This window comes from Deinococcus deserti VCD115 (assembly GCF_000020685.1).
GTDB classification, from domain to species: domain Bacteria; phylum Deinococcota; class Deinococci; order Deinococcales; family Deinococcaceae; genus Deinococcus; species Deinococcus deserti.
Genome location: NC_012526.1, coordinates 1 through 15,000, shown reverse-complemented (window position 1 = coordinate 15,000; position 15,000 = coordinate 1). Strand labels below are relative to the sequence as shown.

The following is a 15,000-nucleotide window of genomic DNA, read 5'->3' as shown; positions in this document are numbered from 1 at the left end:
AATGAACAGGGGCCAAGTGTGGAGTCGTAGACATAACCTGATCCGCCAGGTGTCTGTTGGCCTTCGTAATTAACAAGAGCAGTGACGAGCATTTAGAAAGAAAGAGGTGAGAGGTCATGAGGTGAACTGGATGTATTCATGCCTCCCTCTCCTCTTTTTTTTACGTCCGTCTGTCTGTATGAGAGCTCCTTCATTGCGTGTCTCTCAAAAACCAAGCTCACGCTTCTGATCCGCAGCTTCTAAAATCATGATCTACAGTGCAGAGAAGCGACCCATGACTCCAGAACGTACTATTCCCGGCTATAGCCTTCTGCGCCCTCTGGGACGTGGTAATACCTCGCTGGTGTATCTGGCTGCAGCCGAGGATGCCCGTTATGTGGCACTCAAAATCCCACACGAGCACACGCTTAAGGAGAAGGAGGCAGCCGAACGGTTTGGGAATGAGGTTCGACTGACCCTGCAATTCCGGCACCCTCATATTGTCCATGCCTATGCTGGAACTGCCTTTGGTACGCAGGCTTTCCTGGCCCTCAAATTCTACCGGCAGGGAGATCTGACCAAACAGTTAGCGGATCTGCCTTCTGGCCAGCGTCTACCCGAGCCCACAGCCTTGCGAATCCTGGCTGACGTTGCCTCTGCCCTGACGTATCTGCATCATCTGGACGCAGTGCATCAGGACGTCAAACCTCAGAACGTATATGTGCATGACGGCCGTGCGGCTCTGGGTGACATGGGCAGTGCCTTCTTTATGTCCCAAGGCGGCAAGGTAAGTGGCAGTCCATTTTATATGGCGCCCGAGATTTATCACGGCGAAAGCAGTAGTGGAGCCAGCGACGTATACAGCCTGGGTGTCATGATGTACGAGTTGCTGACAGGTGTTAGGCCATTTACTGGCAGCAGTTACGAGGAGCTGATGGTCGCCCATCTGACCCGCTTTCCACGGTCCATTGCTCACCTGAACAGTAATGTTGACCGCCGGGTCTCCCGGCTGGCAGAACTGGCCTTGGCCAAGCGGCCCCACGAGCGGCCCAGCGCCGACGAGTTGCGGCGTGCCCTCCTTGAATCGCTTGGTGAGTTGCCGCAAGACGAAATTTATGAAGAGTGCCCAGATACTCCCGAAGTTGTCGCTGTTGGCAGGAAGGTAGGCCGCCACAGGCCTGCTCCGGCGGCTGGTCCTGCACCCCTACCCCCTCCTGATCCAGCTGCAGCCGACAAGGATATCGACAGATCCAGCCGCTGGAAGCTGTTCAGACGCCGGAAATAAGTTGTAGAAAATCTGAAGCACTTATCGGGCGGCAGCAGTTTGAATATCAAACTCCTGCCCCTCTCTTCAGCCGCGTCTGAACGCCTTGAAGTTGCCGGATGGCTCTCAGGTGATAGGTCACTTGTGCGACTGCTCTGCATGAGCCACCTGTCAGATCGCGGGTTACTGGCTGATTGAGTTGGGTCCGGGCAAAACTCTTCAGAGCTTGACAGACAGCCTGCGCCCGCTCCTGAAATTTAAGCTCCTCCAGTCTGTTGACCTCCACAGGAAGAAAACTGCTGCGCCAGTCGAAAGATCCACGGACTCTAACGCGCTCCCGGTCCACGAGCACCCCAAGATGGAACGTGAGATGCCGCACGTGAGCTGCGATGGTGGTTCCAGGCTCTCGTGGCTGGCCCGTACAGCCTTCGATCCTTTTATGATCACCAGCAGGCCATGATTTCCCGTGCCATCCAGAACAGCAGTGCCCTGTCCTGTTGCCCCTAACTCGACTGCCACTTTCAGAATGTCCGGAATGCTCTCTACCGGGCGATGTGAGTGCACGCCTCAGCCTGACGGTGCCTCTTCTGCTCTACTTGGCCGGATCGCGCTGGCAATCCGCGCAGAGGTCTGGTAGTGTGGTGAGTTGCGCTGCCCAGCGAGGCCTGACCTTGTCTGTCAGGCAGCCTGAAGGAGGTGAACTATGAACCAGTACGACCTGAACCTGATCCTGAACCCCAACCTCAGCGCCGAACAGGTGCAAATCGAAAAGGATTACATCGAAACGGCCCTGAAGAACGTGGGTGCAGAAGTCAGCAACCTCGATGACCTCGGCAACCGCCGCCTGGCCTACCAGGTGGGCAAGGACCGCGAGGGCTACTACCTGATGTACACCATCAAGGCCGGTGGCAACCCTGAAAAGGACATCGCCAGCAGCCTGCGCCTGCGTGACCACGTGCGCCGCGTCCTGGTGGTCAAAGACCGCCCGGAATGGAAGACTAAGAAAGCCTGAGCGTATTACGGCATTGACGTAATCGCCCAGGTTTGTTATCGTAAGGTCAACCTGCAAAGGCCGCATCGCCAGCAACAGACCCAACCCCAGTACGAGTCCGGTCACCGGGCTCAGCCAGCAACAAAGGAGAATCCAGTATGGCCAGAGGCATGAACCACGTCTTCCTGATCGGCGCACTCGCCCGTGACCCTGAACTGCGCTACACCCCCAGCGGCACTGCCGTCTTCGAAGCCACCGTCGCTGGTGAAGACCACCTGGTTGGCAACGATGGACGCGAGCGCAAGCTCCCCTGGTACCACCGCGTGTCTATTCTTGGCAAACCTGCCGAGTGGCAGGCCGAACGCAACCTGAAAGGCGGAGACGCCGTGCTGGTTGAGGGCAGCCTGGAATACAGCCAGTGGGAAGCCCCTGAAGGTGGCAAACGCAGCATGGTCCGTGTTAAGGCGCTGCGTATGGAACAGCTCGGTACCCAGCCTGAGCTTGTGCAGGACGCCGGAGGCGGCGTACGCATGGGCCGCGGCATGAACGAGGTGGTCATGATCGGGAACGTCACGCGTGACCCCGAACTGCGCTACACCCCCGCCGGCGACGCCGTGCTCGGGATCGGCCTGGCCGTGAACGAGACCTGGAATGACCGTCAGGGCCAGCGCCAGGAAAAAACCCACTGGATCGATGTGACCCTGTGGCGTGACCTGGCTGAAAGCATGAAGGACCTCAAAAAAGGTGACCCCGTGCTGGTGCAGGGAAGGCTCGTCAACGAGGCGTGGACCGACCGCGACGGTAACAAGCGCAACAGCACCAAAGTAGAAGCGACGAGAGTCGAAGCCCTGTCCCGAGGCGCGACCGCTGGCCAAGCCGGCTACGCAGCCTCCCCCGCGGCACCTCGTCAGACCACGAGCAGTGCAGCGCGCCCTCAGACTGGTGGCTCCGGCCCCAGCCGGGCGGCGACCATGGGGAACCGTTCGGGCGGGTTAGATATTGATCAAGGTCTCGACGACTTCCCACCCGAGGAAGAGGACCTGCCGTTTTAAGCAGTTCCTAGAGGAATTCAATGACCCAGCAAAGCAACAGCGCGGACCGCAAGCCGCGCGGTAAGGGACCCAAGCGTCCCCGCAAGCCGAAGGTTGACCCATTCTCCATTGGAGAATTGGAAATCACCGATTACAAAGACGTGAAAATGCTCCGCCGCTTCGTCAGCGACACGGGCAAGATCCTTCCCCGCCGCCGCACGGGCCTCTCGGCCAAGCACCAGCGCCGCATCGCGCAGACCATTAAGGTCGCGCGCCAGCTCGCTCTGTTGCCCTACACCGAGAAGCTCGTCCGGAAATAAGGAGAATTGCAATGCAGGTTATTCTTCTTGAACCCGGCAAGCTCGGCAAGACCGGCGACGTGGTGAACGTTAAAGACGGTTACGCCCGTAACTGGCTGATTCCCCAGGGGATCGCCTCGCCAGCCACCAACAGCAACATGAAGAGCCTCGAGGCCCGTGTGCGCTCCCGCCAGAAGATCCAGGCGCAGGAGAAGGCCGCCGCCGAGGATCTCGCCAGCCGCCTGAACGGCGTTGCCGTGGAACTCAGCGTCCGCGCCGGCGAAGGCAAGATCTACGGAGCCGTGACCCACCAGGATGTGGCGAACAGCCTCGACAAGCTGGGCTTCGACGTGGACAAGCGCCGCATCGAAATGCCCAAGACCGTCAAGGAAATCGGCGAGTACGACATTTCGTACCGCGCACACCCTGAGGTCACCATTCCCATGAAGCTCGTCGTCCACGCTCAGAAATAAAAGCGTCGGCGCTTCGAGGACCCCGCCCCAGTGGCGGGGTTTTTTCTGTTCTTCTCACGCTACCTGCCGGTCACCCGGTACGCCTGGACACACGCCTATCTGGCGGGACTTGACTTTACAGCTAGACTGCAAGGCGAACGGCGGCAGTATCCTGTACGACGTTCGATTCAAACAGTGCGATTACGGCTGCAGCCCCGGCCTTCCAGGCATGGGCAGCAGCCATGAATGAGACCGGAAGGAGCCTAAATCATGGAGTGGATAATCGTGATTCTGGCGCTCCTGGCGGGGTTGGTCGGGGGATTCCTGAGTGGGCAGTCACGCGGCTTGCGTCAGCGGGCCGAAGTGGACAATCGCCTTCAACAGGAAGCCCGTGCAGAAGCGGAACGTATCCGGGCACAGGCGGAAGCCGAGGCCCGGCACGTGCGGGAGCAGGCCGACCAGGCCAGGCAGGAGTCCAGCAGAAGAATTCAGGAGGCCGCTGAGCGCGAAGCGCAGATGGCCGCTCAGAGTGCTCAACTCAGCAGCCAGGGCGATCAGATTGCCAGCCTGCGTGCTCAGCTCGACATGGAACGTGAGCAGGCCAGACAGGACGCCATTCAGGCACGGGAAGCTCTTGCAGCTGACCGTCTGGAAACGCGACGGGAGCGTGAAGAGCTCAAGCGTGAGATCGAACGTCTCAACCGCCGTGCCGAGCAGCTTGATGCGCGGGGAGAAAAACTTGATCTGCTGGAGGAACGCCTGGAGGAAGGCCACCGCCATCTGCTTACACAGGAAGCTGATCTCAACGAACGTCAGCGTCAGGTGGACCTGAAACTGTACGAAGTTGCGCAGTTAACCCCTGAAGTGGCACGCGAGCAGATTCTGGGTCGTCTGGATGCCGAGCTGGAAGAGGAAAAGGCCATCCGCGTCAAGGCCATGCATGAGCGCGCCACGGCGGACGCCCGCCGAAGTGCCAGGCATATCATCGCTCAGGCTATCCAGCGCAGCGCCTCGGAGACCAGCGCACAACTCAGCGTTTCGGTGGTGCCGATTCCCAACGACGCCATGAAGGGCCGCCTGATCGGCCGCGAAGGTCGCAACATCCGCGCCTTCGAGGCGCTGACCGGCGTGGACCTGATTATCGACGATACGCCGGAAGCAGTGATTCTGAGCAGCTTCAATCCTGTGCGCCGTGAAGTGGCGCGGCATGTGCTTGACGCCCTGGTGGCTGACGGGCGCATTCACCCGACCCGCATCGAGGAAATGGTGCATAAGGCCCAGGACGACATGAAGACCTTCATTCATGCCCAGGGTGAGGAAGCCGCCATCGAAGCGGGGGTAGTGGGGCTCAAACCAGGGCTGGTGCAGCTGCTGGGACGCATGTATTTCCGCACCAGCTACGGGCAGAATGTTCTGAAGCACAGCATTCAGGTCGCTCACCTGACCGGCATCATGGCCGACGAACTGGGGCTGGACGCCGCCATGGCCCGCCGCGCTGGCCTGATGCACGACGTGGGCAAGAGTATCGACCGGGAAATTGACGGCACGCACGTGGAAATCGGCATCAACCTGGCCCGGCGTTTCGGTGAGCCGGCCGAGGTTACCGACGCTATTGCCCATCACCATGACCCCGAGAACGGCGAGACGCTTTACAGCGTGCTGGTCGCCGCTGCTGACGCTATCAGTGCGGCGAGGCCAGGTGCCCGGCGCGAGGAGCTGGAATCATACGTGCGGCGACTGGAGCAACTCGAGCAGATCGCAGTCTCGTTTCCCGGTGTGCAGCAGGCCTACGCCATTCAGGCCGGACGCGAGGTGCGCGTCATCGTGCAGCCGGAAAAAGTCACGGATGCCCAGGCGACCCTGCTGGCCCGTGAGATCGCTGGCCGGGTCGAGCAGGACATGGAATACCCCGGGCAGGTGCAGGTCACGGTCGTGCGAGAGAGCCGCGCCGTGGAAGTTGCCCGGTAACGCACACCTCTTGCGGCATAGAAAAGGCGGGACGCCATGGGCGGACCCGCCTCTGTGTTGTCTGGATCAGAGCAGAAACGCTTATGCATACCACCCGTTGATGCCGTCAGAAAAATCACGCTCCAGACAGCGTTTTTATCTCACAGCGAGACGACTTGACGCTGATTGTATAAGACGCTATCTTTTTCTTATCACCGCCCGAGAAGGCGGCTTTTTTATTGCCTGTTTATGGCGTGTTGCCGTCCAGCCAGGCCAGCGCCTCCTGGGCGGTGGCCAGTTCAGCCTGTGCGTTGCGGCCCGGAGCGGCTAACGGCGTGAGCCGCACGATGTCCTCCCCTATGTGCCGGCGCAGAAGTGGGCTGCCTTCGCGCAGCAGGTGGGGGCCATAGCGCAGGGCTGCCCTGAAAGGCACGCCGGTATACGCCGGGTCCTCGTCAGGCAGGCGATCGAGTCGCAGCACGGGGTAAGCCCAGTATCCGGGCATCAGGCGCTCGGCCGTAAGGTGATAGCCGCTGCTGCGTGCCCACTGCCGGATGCTGCGGGGTGAATCGTTGGGTTGCAGCACCAGGGCCGCAGGAAGCTTGTCGCCGGCGCGCTGCAGGATCCCCACGATGGTGCCGGTCCCCATCCCGGTCATGCTGGCACTGTCCACCTCTCCCGGGTTCAGGGGATCAAAGCCGTTGCCCTGGCGAACTTCGAGGTGCTCTGCCAGACCGGACCGCGCCGCACTCCTTAGGGAGTGGGCCAGAGGACCGGGATTGAGTTCAACGGCGATGCACCGGCTGGCCCTGCCAGCCCGGAGAATCCGGATCGGCAGATGTGCATGGTCGGACCCGATATCCACATGAACGTCAGCCTCGATCAGCTCCAGGACTGCCTCCAGACGGGCGTCGAGCACCGGGTTCACAGCGGTCGTACCTCGTCTCCGACCCGGATCGTGCCGCCCTGAATAACACGGGCAGTCAGGCCCCCATGGCCACGAACCGCGTTGTAACCGCCTAGGCCCAGGGTCTCTTCCATGCGTGAGCAGGGATGACATTCGCCGGTGCCTTCCAGAACGATCTCTCCGATCTGAAAGCGGGCCTCCTTGAGCGCCAGCAGGCTGAGCCCACGGACAACGAGATTTCGCCGCAACAGTTCCGGCCCGGCTTCGCTGAGCCCAGCGAGCGCAGCAATCACGGGCAGATGTTCTGCCTGAATCAAAGTGACCTGCCGGCGTCCTGGACCCCCCGGCACAGCTGGCTGGGGCGCTGAGGTCTCGGCTTCGCCAGCCTTGCCCGTCAGAGCCTTCAGGCGGCCTGGGGCGACCTTGCCGTGGTCACCGATCAGGCCCACCAGCGGGTGAGCCTCGGCCTCCTGCACGCTGATGACCGGGGCGCGGCGGGCCGGGCGCAGCCCGATCCACTCCAGCCGTCCGGGTCGGGGAAAGGTGCTCCGAAGTTCGTGGATGGACTTCACACAGGCATGCTACGCGCTACACTGCGGGACATGAGGCGTCTGACCCGACGTGCGTATACACCCCGCCGCTGAGGTGGGGAGGGTCAACACAGCCTGAAATCCAACCCTGAAGCGGCGGCCACCCACGAGTGGCCGCCCTTTTTTCTGGAGTCACCATGAATGAAATTCGCAGCAACGTACCCGTGGCCGAGCAGATCGAGATCCTGAAGCGCGGCGTGGTCGATCTGGTGTCCGAAGACGACCTGCGCCGCAAGCTGGAAAAAGGCGAACCGCTGAGAGTTAAACTCGGCGCAGACCCGACCCGCCCGGACCTGCATCTGGGCCACGCCGTGATTCTGCGCAAGATGCGGCAGTTCCAGGACCTGGGGCATAAGGTCATCATGCTGATCGGGGACTTCACCGCCATGATCGGCGATCCCAGCGGCAAAAGCAAAACCCGCCCACCTCTGACGCTGCAAGAGACACGTGCCAATGCCCAGAGCTACCTGGACCAGTGCCGCCTGATCCTGCGTCAGGAGCCTGAGGTTCTGGAGCTGCGCTTCAACAGCGAGTGGCTCGAGCCCCTGGGCTACGCAGACATCATCCGTCTGACCAGCCGGTATACCGTTGCCCGCATCCTGGAGCGTGATGACTTCACCAAGCGCCTGAATGCCGGTACACCCATCTCCATGCATGAGCTGCTCTACCCACTGACCCAGGGCTACGACTCGGTGGCGCTGCACGCTGACGTGGAACTGGGCGGCACCGACCAGTTGTTCAACAACCTGGTGGGCCGGGCTCTGCAGCGCGACTACGACCAGGAACCGCAGGTTGTCATCACCCTGCCGCTGCTGGTAGGTCTGGACGGCACCGAGAAGATGTCCAAGAGCCTGGACAACTACATCGGGCTGACCGACGAGCCGCACGCTATGTTCGCTGGGCTGATGAAAGTGCCCGATCCCCTGCTGGATAACTACTTCACCCTGCTGACCGACCTGCCACGTGAACGCATCGAGGAACTGCTGGCTGGTCATCCGGTCGCTGCCCACCGCGAACTGGCCCGGGAAGTAGTTGCGTGGCTGCACCCCGGAGCAGACCTGGACGCTGCCGAAGAACGCTTCAAGGCGGTAGCGAAAGGCGGTATTCCTCAGAACATTCCACAGGTAACGGTGCCCGAAAGTGATCTGGATGCAGAGGGCCGCATCAGCCTGGCCAGACTGGTGGTCCTGGCAGGCCTGGAACCCAGCAACGGCGCCGCGCGCAAACTGATTCAGAACCGGGGCCTGAAGCTGAATGGGGAAACCTGTGCGGACCCCCAGGGATACCTGACGCGGGAAGCCCTGGCCTCAGAGGGTGGGATGGTCATTCAGAAGGGCAAGGACCGCTTTGCGAGGCTTGGACTGGGATCTTGATCCAGAGTGATCTTCATAAGGCCTTCACGAGCCTCCTATGAGTCGCCAAATGAGCTGACAGACGCAAAAGTTGTCCACAGGCAGGCTGTGGACAACCTTATACCCTGTGGACAACTTCCTGGCGCAGGAAAACCCTGAAAGCGACCCCAGGGTTATCCACAGGCAGGTTGTGGAAAAAGACCGTTGCTGTGGATAAAAATCTGACCTGCCCATCACAGAACTGTGACTGGCAGGTCTCATTGAACTCACATAGGAAGTCTGGCAAATTACCAGAAAAGAGATCAGCGCAGGCGTTCTACACGCAACATGTTGGTGGTTCCCCGCACCCCGAAAGGTACACCCGCCGTAATCACATAGCGGTCACCCAGATCAGCCAGACCACTCTTGCGCAGCTCATCGTTGGCGATACGGACCATGTCATCAGTGTCCCTGGGGTCTTCGCTCAGGACAGGCACCACGCCCCATGACAGGGCCAGCTGGTTTCGGGTCTGCTCGTTGGGAGTCAGCGCCAGGATCGCCAGCGGTGGGCGGTTTTTGGCCACCCGTGCCGCCGCGCCGCCGGTGCTGGTGAACGTCACGATGACGGAGGCTTCCAGGTTTTCACCGATGCTGCACGCAGAGTGCGCAATAGCGTCCTGCGCCAGCTCAGTGTCCACCATCAGGTGACGCTGCAGCAGCAGGTAATGATCGCTGGACTCGGCCTCGCGGGCAATGCGGTCCATCATGGCTACGGCCTCTACGGGGTACTGACCGGCAGCACTCTCGGCCGAGAGCATCACAGCGTCGGTTCCGTCGTAAATGGCGTTGGCGACGTCCGAAGCCTCCGCACGGGTAGGGCGGGGCAGGCTGATCATGCTCTCGAGCATCTGGGTGGCCGTGATCACGGGTTTACCCGCTTCGCGGCACATCCGGATGATGTGCTTCTGGATCGTCGGCACCTGCTCGGGACGCATCTCGACGCCCAGGTCACCGCGGGCCACCATGATGCCGTCGACTTCCTTGAGGATGTCGGCGAAGCGCTCGACAGCCTGCGGTTTTTCGATCTTGGCCATCAGCTTGGCACGGCTGCCGTAACGGGAGAGGTAGTGCCGCGCCAGCAGCAGATCGTCGCGTGAGCGCACAAAACTCAGGGCCACCCAGTCCACGCCGATCTGTGCACCGAACTCCATGTCCGACACATCTTTTTCCGACATGGCCGGCACACTCAGGTCGGCGTCGGGCACATTGATGCCCTTGTTGTTCTTCAACACCCCGCCGATCACGACGGTGGTGTGGATATCTGCTCCACGGACGTGATCGACCCGGAGGGCCATGTTGCCGTCGTCAAGCAGCAGGGCCATACCAGGTTGAACGTCCTCGGCCAGACTCTTGTAGGTGCTGGTCACGCGCGACTCGTCACCGTCGACATCGTCCATGGTAATCACGAACTTGTCTCCAGCGTTCAGCGTCACGGCGCCCTGAGCAAAGCGGCCCACACGAATCTTGGGACCCTGCAGGTCCTGCAGGATGCCGATGGTGACACCCTTGCGGGCAGCGAGCTCCCGGACCATCTGCACGGTCTGGCGGTGATCCTCGTGGTCACCATGACTGAAGTTCATGCGGACCACATTAAGGCCGGCATCGATCATGCGGCTGAGAACTTCGGGGTCGCGGCTTGCCGGTCCGATGGTGGCGACGATCTTGGTGGATCGGTCAGAGTGTTTCATGGGTCACCTGTCAACTTTCTTGGAATCCCTTCCAGATCCTGGAAGGAAAAGCGGCGGAAAAAGGAGAGTCCTCCCGCCGCCTGAGGGGGACTAGCGCAGGGCCTTGCGGCCCAGGTACACAGCCCGGTCGCCCAGTGCGTGCTCGATACGCAGCAGCTGGTTGTACTTGGCGATACGGTCACTGCGGCTGGCCGAACCGGTTTTGATCTGCCCGGCGTTGGTCGCTACCGCGAGGTCCGCGATAAAGGAGTCTTCGGACTCGCCGCTGCGGTGGCTGATGATGGTGCCGTAATGGTGGCGCTTGGCCAGCTCGATGGCGTCCATGCTCTCGGTCAGGGAACCGATCTGGTTGACCTTGACCAGGATCGCATTGCCTACCCCGGTGTCGATGCCGCGCTGCAGACGCTCAGGATTGGTCACGAACAGGTCGTCTCCGACCAGCTGTACACGGTCTCCGATCTTGGTGGTCAGGGCCTGCCAGCCGTCCCAGTCATCCTCGGCCAGGCCGTCTTCAATGCTGACAATGGGATAACGGTCAGCCCAGTCAGCCCAAAAGTCCACCATCTCGGCGGTCGAGAGCGTGCGGCCCTCGCTCTCCAGATCATAGTGGCCGTCCTTGTACAGCTCGGTCACGGCTGGGTCCAGCGCGATAGCGATGTCCTTGCCCGGCTCATATCCGGCTTTTTCGATGGCTTCGAGCAGCACCTGAAGCGCTTCCTCGTTGCTCTTGAGGTCCGGCGCAAACCCACCCTCGTCCCCGACGTTGGTGTTGTACCCGCGGCTGGACAGAACCTTCTTGAGGCTGTGGAACGTTTCGGTGCCGTATCGCAGCGCTTCACGGAAGGTCGGAGCGCCGATGGGCATCACCATGAACTCCTGAAAGTCCACGCTGTTGTCGGCGTGCGCGCCACCGTTGATGAGGTTCATCATGGGGACCGGAAGGGTCTTGGCATTGCTGCCGCCCAGGTAGCGGTACAGCGGCACGCCAAGCTCTTCGGCTGCAGCGCGTGAAGTCGCCAGGCTGACGGCCAGAATCGCGTTGCCACCCATCTTGCCCTTGTTGGGGGTACCGTCCACGGCCATCAGCGCCGCGTCAATAGCGATCTGCTCACTGGCGTCGAGGCCCACGATGGCTGGCCCCAGGGCCTCCTCGACATTGCGCACCGCCTGCTGGACTCCTTTGCCCATGTAGCGGCTGCCACCATCACGCAACTCCAGCGCTTCATGGGTGCCGGTGCTTGCTCCGCTGGGGACGATAGCGCGGCCTACAAAGCCACTGTCGAGGTGCACTTCCGCTTCCACAGTGGGATTTCCACGGGAATCAAGCACTTCACGGGCAATAACTTTTTCGATGTTCATGACAGACCTCCAGAAGATGACTCTTGACCCTTGAAACCGCCAGACCTCTGCGCCGGACTCACCGGTCAGCGCAAGGTGTACCTCAGACACTATAAGCGCCATGTCTTCTGGAAAGTGCATCTGGTCCAGGCACGTGACTAGCCCAGAGAGCCACCCTGGAGTCATGAGTGCCTGAGCGGGTCCAGGCGCCTGCCTCTGTAAGGGCGCTCAGACCCTCAGCGTCACCATGACCGCCATATACCCGCCGCCCCCGGCCGCACGGAAGATGGCAGGGCTGGTGGAGCCGCTGAACAGCAATTCAGCGTCTCCCTCAATTGGTCCCAGGGCGTCAAGAACATGCCGGGCGTTGAAGGCCAGACTCATGGCCGGTTCGCTTCCGCCCTGCACCACGTCAAGGGTGTCCTGTGCACGGCCGTAATCTCCCTCAGCGGCCAGCCGCAGCTTGCCTTCCGACACCAGGAACTCTACCCGGTTGTTGGCGTTCTTGTCGGCCAGGACGGCCACGCGGTTGACTGCTTCCTTCAAGGCGGTGGCAGGGAGCGTGACCTGCAGCTTGATGTCCTTGGGAATGACCCGTTCATAGTCCGGAAAGTCACCGTCGAGCAGTTTCAGGTTCATCCGGACCCGGTCTGTGGTGACGCTGAGTAGACCCTCGCCGTAGGTGAAGCGGGCCTCGCCGTCCTTGAGCACCCGGATGAGCTCATCTGCACTGCGGGCCGGAATGATCAGGTTGCGGCCGTCACCGCTGGCCGGAAAGTCGCGGATGGCCACGCGGTAACCGTCCGAGGCCACCACCCGCGCCGATTCCGGGCGGTGCTCCAGCTTGATTCCCCGGAATACCGCCTGGAAGGCCTCGTTACTCGCTGCATAACGCACGCTGGAAAACGCCTTTGCCAGTTCTTCGGCGTTAAGGCTCACGTCGGCATGTTCCGGGAAGCTGAGCGGCGGGTAGGCCTCGATATCGCCGGTCTGGAGTTTGAAGTCCGATCCACCAGAACGCACCGAAAGCTCGTTCCCGGTGATTTCCAGTTCCACCAGTTCTCCACCCAGGTTGCGCACGATCTGAGCGAACAGGTGGGCAGGCACCACGAAATTCTGGGGCTGTTGCACTTCGGCAGGCACGAAGCACGACAGGTCGATTTCCAGATTGGTGCCGCTGAGCGTAAGTCCGGCTTCTGTGGTTTCGACCTTCAGGGCCGTCAGAAGAGGGTTGCTGCTGCGCCCTGGAATGACACGCTCCAGCAGACTGAGGCCTTCACTGAGGGTTTTCTTGGTGACGTTTGCTTTCATGCGGGAAGCCTGCCTTTTCTCGGGAACTGACTTGGGCCTGTGAGGCACTTCAGAAATCTCTATTCTTTTCTGTTCTATTTACTTAATAAAAATAGTAGTAGTAGTAATAGGCCCTGTGGAAACTGTGGATAAGTGGGTTATAGTGCGTCTTGGAGCATGTTTGTCCTGTGGACAAAATTGTGGATAAGTGGCATGTTCCTGTGGATAACCTGTGGATAACTTTGCCACTTATCCACAGGGGAAATTAGCATCAGGTTATCCACAGACTTATCCACAGGCTGAAGGGGACTTATCCACAGGTTATCCACAGACTTATCCACAGAAAGTGAAATCTGGCACAGGTATTTGGAACGGTCCATGGAACCTGCTTCGAGTCTCCTAGAGCCAGCCGTCATGCCCTGGAATCCTCGTCTTCCAGGCCCTTCATCTTGCGGCGCAGGGTCTCGACCGCAGCCGTAAGCTCCGAGTCTTTTCCCAGCTGCTCGGTGACCTTGCTGATGGCGTGCATGACCGTACTGTGGTCACGGCCGAAAAACTGCCCGATTTCAGGGAGCGAGTGGTCAGTCAGGTCACGGATGAGGTACTGCGCTACCTGGCGTGGCACGACAACTTCGCGGACCCGTCCGGACCCGCGGATCACGTCCGGAGGCATGTTGAAGTGCGAGGCCACCTGACGCAGCACATCCATCATCTCCACCTTGACTTCCTGCGGCGCAAACACGTTGCTCAAGGCCTTGGAAGCCACCGCACGCGAGAACGGAACGTTGTTCAGGCTGCTGAACGCCACCACACGCATCAATGCACCTTCGAGCTCACGGATGTTGGTGGTGACCTGACGCGCGATCAGTTCCAGGACTTCCTGCGGGATATCGATACGGTTGTGCTCGGCATTCATTTTGAGAATAGCCACGCGGGTCTCGAATTCCGGGGACTGGATGTCGGTGATCAGGCCCCATTCAAAGCGGCTGCGCAGCCGGCCTTCGAGGGTCTGGATGTCCTTGGGCGGCCGGTCTGAACTCAGGATGATCTGCTTGTGGTTCTCGTAGAGCGCGTTGAAGGTATGGAAAAACTCCTCCTGCGTACGCTCCTTGCCGGCCAGAAACTGAATGTCGTCGACCAGCAGAAGATCGACAGAGCGGTAGCGGTTGCGAAACTGTGTGGTCTTGTCTTCACGGATGGCATTGATCAGCTCATTCGTGAAGGTCTCGGTCGAGACATATTCGATGCGTTTCTCGGGAAAGCGCTCAGCGATGTAGTGGCCTACCGCATGCATCAGGTGGGTTTTTCCCAGGCCGACATCCCCGTAGATAAACAGCGGGTTGTAAGCCTTGCCAGGAGACTCGGCGACCGCCAGGGCTGCGGCGTGCGCGAGGTTGTTGTTCGGCCCCACCACAAAATTCTCAAAGGTGTATTTGGGATTGAGGGTCTTGCGGTTATCGGCAGGGGGAGGTGCAGGCGCGCGCCCAGGTGAGATTGGCGCTGGTGGCGGATCACTGGGCAGGAGCAATGCGTCCTGGGACGCTGGCAGCACCTGAAAACTGACCTGCGGATGCTGGGCGCCCAGGGACCGCAGGGCGTCTTCAAGCAGTCCCTGGTACTGCTTGCGTAGCCACTCCTGAGCGAAGGAGTTGCGCACGCCCAGCACCAGGGAACCGTCCTGGACGCCAAGATTTTTCAGAGGAGCAAACCAGGTGTGGTACTCCACTTCCGAGATGTTTTTGCGGACGTAACCCAGCACGTCCGCCCAGATTTCCTGCGAGATAAAGCGCACCTCCCTTGAACTGCTAGTGCGCCGTCAGAATACCATTCGTC

General features: G+C 60.5%; 13 protein-coding genes. 7 read left to right on the top strand and 6 right to left on the bottom strand.

Features of this window, described 5'->3' with window-relative positions; translation table 11 throughout:
* Positions 1 to 274 precede the first annotated feature (274 nt).
* The 6 genes from DEIDE_RS00070 (at position 275) to rny (ending at position 5,984) form a co-directional block, all read left to right on the top strand.
* On the top strand, positions 275 to 1,264 hold the full coding sequence (locus DEIDE_RS00070) for a serine/threonine-protein kinase (protein WP_012691934.1): 990 nt from the start codon (positions 275 to 277) through the stop codon (positions 1,262 to 1,264).
* Between the two features lie 682 nt (positions 1,265 to 1,946).
* Entirely contained in the window at positions 1,947 to 2,255 is a 309-nt protein-coding gene (rpsF, locus tag DEIDE_RS00065) for a 30S ribosomal protein S6 (protein ID WP_012691931.1), read from the top strand.
* Positions 2,256 to 2,392: 137 nt separating this feature from the next.
* Positions 2,393 to 3,286, top strand: coding sequence for a single-stranded DNA-binding protein (locus DEIDE_RS00060; protein ID WP_012691930.1), 894 nt, complete (start codon positions 2,393 to 2,395; stop codon positions 3,284 to 3,286).
* A gap of 20 nt (positions 3,287 to 3,306) precedes the next feature.
* Positions 3,307 to 3,585 carry a 30S ribosomal protein S18 gene (rpsR, locus tag DEIDE_RS00055; protein WP_012691929.1) on the top strand — a complete coding sequence of 93 codons (279 nt, stop codon included), beginning with the start codon at positions 3,307 to 3,309 and terminating at the stop codon, positions 3,583 to 3,585.
* Positions 3,586 to 3,596: 11 nt separating this feature from the next.
* Positions 3,597 to 4,037, top strand: a complete 441-nt coding sequence (rplI, locus tag DEIDE_RS00050) for a 50S ribosomal protein L9 (RefSeq protein WP_012691928.1) — start codon at positions 3,597 to 3,599, stop codon at positions 4,035 to 4,037.
* Between the two features lie 249 nt (positions 4,038 to 4,286).
* Positions 4,287 to 5,984 (top strand): ribonuclease Y, encoded by a 1,698-nt coding sequence (rny, locus tag DEIDE_RS00045; RefSeq protein WP_012691927.1) that lies wholly within the window; start codon positions 4,287 to 4,289, stop codon positions 5,982 to 5,984.
* Between the two features lie 226 nt (positions 5,985 to 6,210).
* On the opposite strand, the gene DEIDE_RS00040 is transcribed toward rny, so the two are convergent.
* Both DEIDE_RS00040 and DEIDE_RS00035 read right to left on the bottom strand, forming a co-directional pair.
* On the bottom strand, positions 6,211 to 6,891 hold the full coding sequence (locus DEIDE_RS00040) for a tRNA (adenine(22)-N(1))-methyltransferase TrmK (RefSeq protein WP_012691926.1): 681 nt from the start codon (positions 6,889 to 6,891) through the stop codon (positions 6,211 to 6,213).
* Positions 6,888 to 7,442 carry an MOSC domain-containing protein gene (locus DEIDE_RS00035; RefSeq protein ID WP_012691925.1) on the bottom strand — a complete coding sequence of 185 codons (555 nt, stop codon included), beginning with the start codon at positions 7,440 to 7,442 and terminating at the stop codon, positions 6,888 to 6,890. The genes DEIDE_RS00040 and DEIDE_RS00035 overlap by 4 nt, the downstream gene beginning before the upstream one ends.
* Before the next feature lie 155 nt (positions 7,443 to 7,597).
* Between DEIDE_RS00035 and tyrS the strand changes: the two genes are divergently transcribed.
* Positions 7,598 to 8,833: a tyrosine--tRNA ligase gene (gene tyrS, locus DEIDE_RS00030; RefSeq protein ID WP_012691924.1), complete on the top strand. Its 1,236-nt coding sequence runs from the start codon at positions 7,598 to 7,600 to the stop codon at positions 8,831 to 8,833.
* Between the two features lie 281 nt (positions 8,834 to 9,114).
* Here the strand turns inward: tyrS and pyk are convergent, their stop codons facing one another.
* The 4 genes from pyk to dnaA form a co-directional block, all read right to left on the bottom strand.
* Positions 9,115 to 10,539, bottom strand: coding sequence for a pyruvate kinase (pyk, locus tag DEIDE_RS00025; RefSeq protein WP_012691923.1), 1,425 nt, complete (start codon positions 10,537 to 10,539; stop codon positions 9,115 to 9,117).
* A 90-nt stretch (positions 10,540 to 10,629) separates the two neighbouring features.
* Positions 10,630 to 11,898 (bottom strand): phosphopyruvate hydratase, encoded by a 1,269-nt coding sequence (gene eno / locus DEIDE_RS00020; RefSeq protein ID WP_012691922.1) that lies wholly within the window; start codon positions 11,896 to 11,898, stop codon positions 10,630 to 10,632.
* Positions 11,899 to 12,105: 207 nt separating this feature from the next.
* A complete protein-coding gene (gene dnaN, locus DEIDE_RS00015) occupies positions 12,106 to 13,188 on the bottom strand; it encodes a DNA polymerase III subunit beta (RefSeq protein WP_012691921.1) in 1,083 nt (360 codons plus the stop codon).
* Between the two features lie 391 nt (positions 13,189 to 13,579).
* Complete coding sequence (gene dnaA, locus DEIDE_RS00005; protein ID WP_012691920.1) at positions 13,580 to 14,950, bottom strand: chromosomal replication initiator protein DnaA; 1,371 nt, start codon at positions 14,948 to 14,950, stop codon at positions 13,580 to 13,582.
* Positions 14,951 to 15,000: the final 50 nt, after the last annotated feature.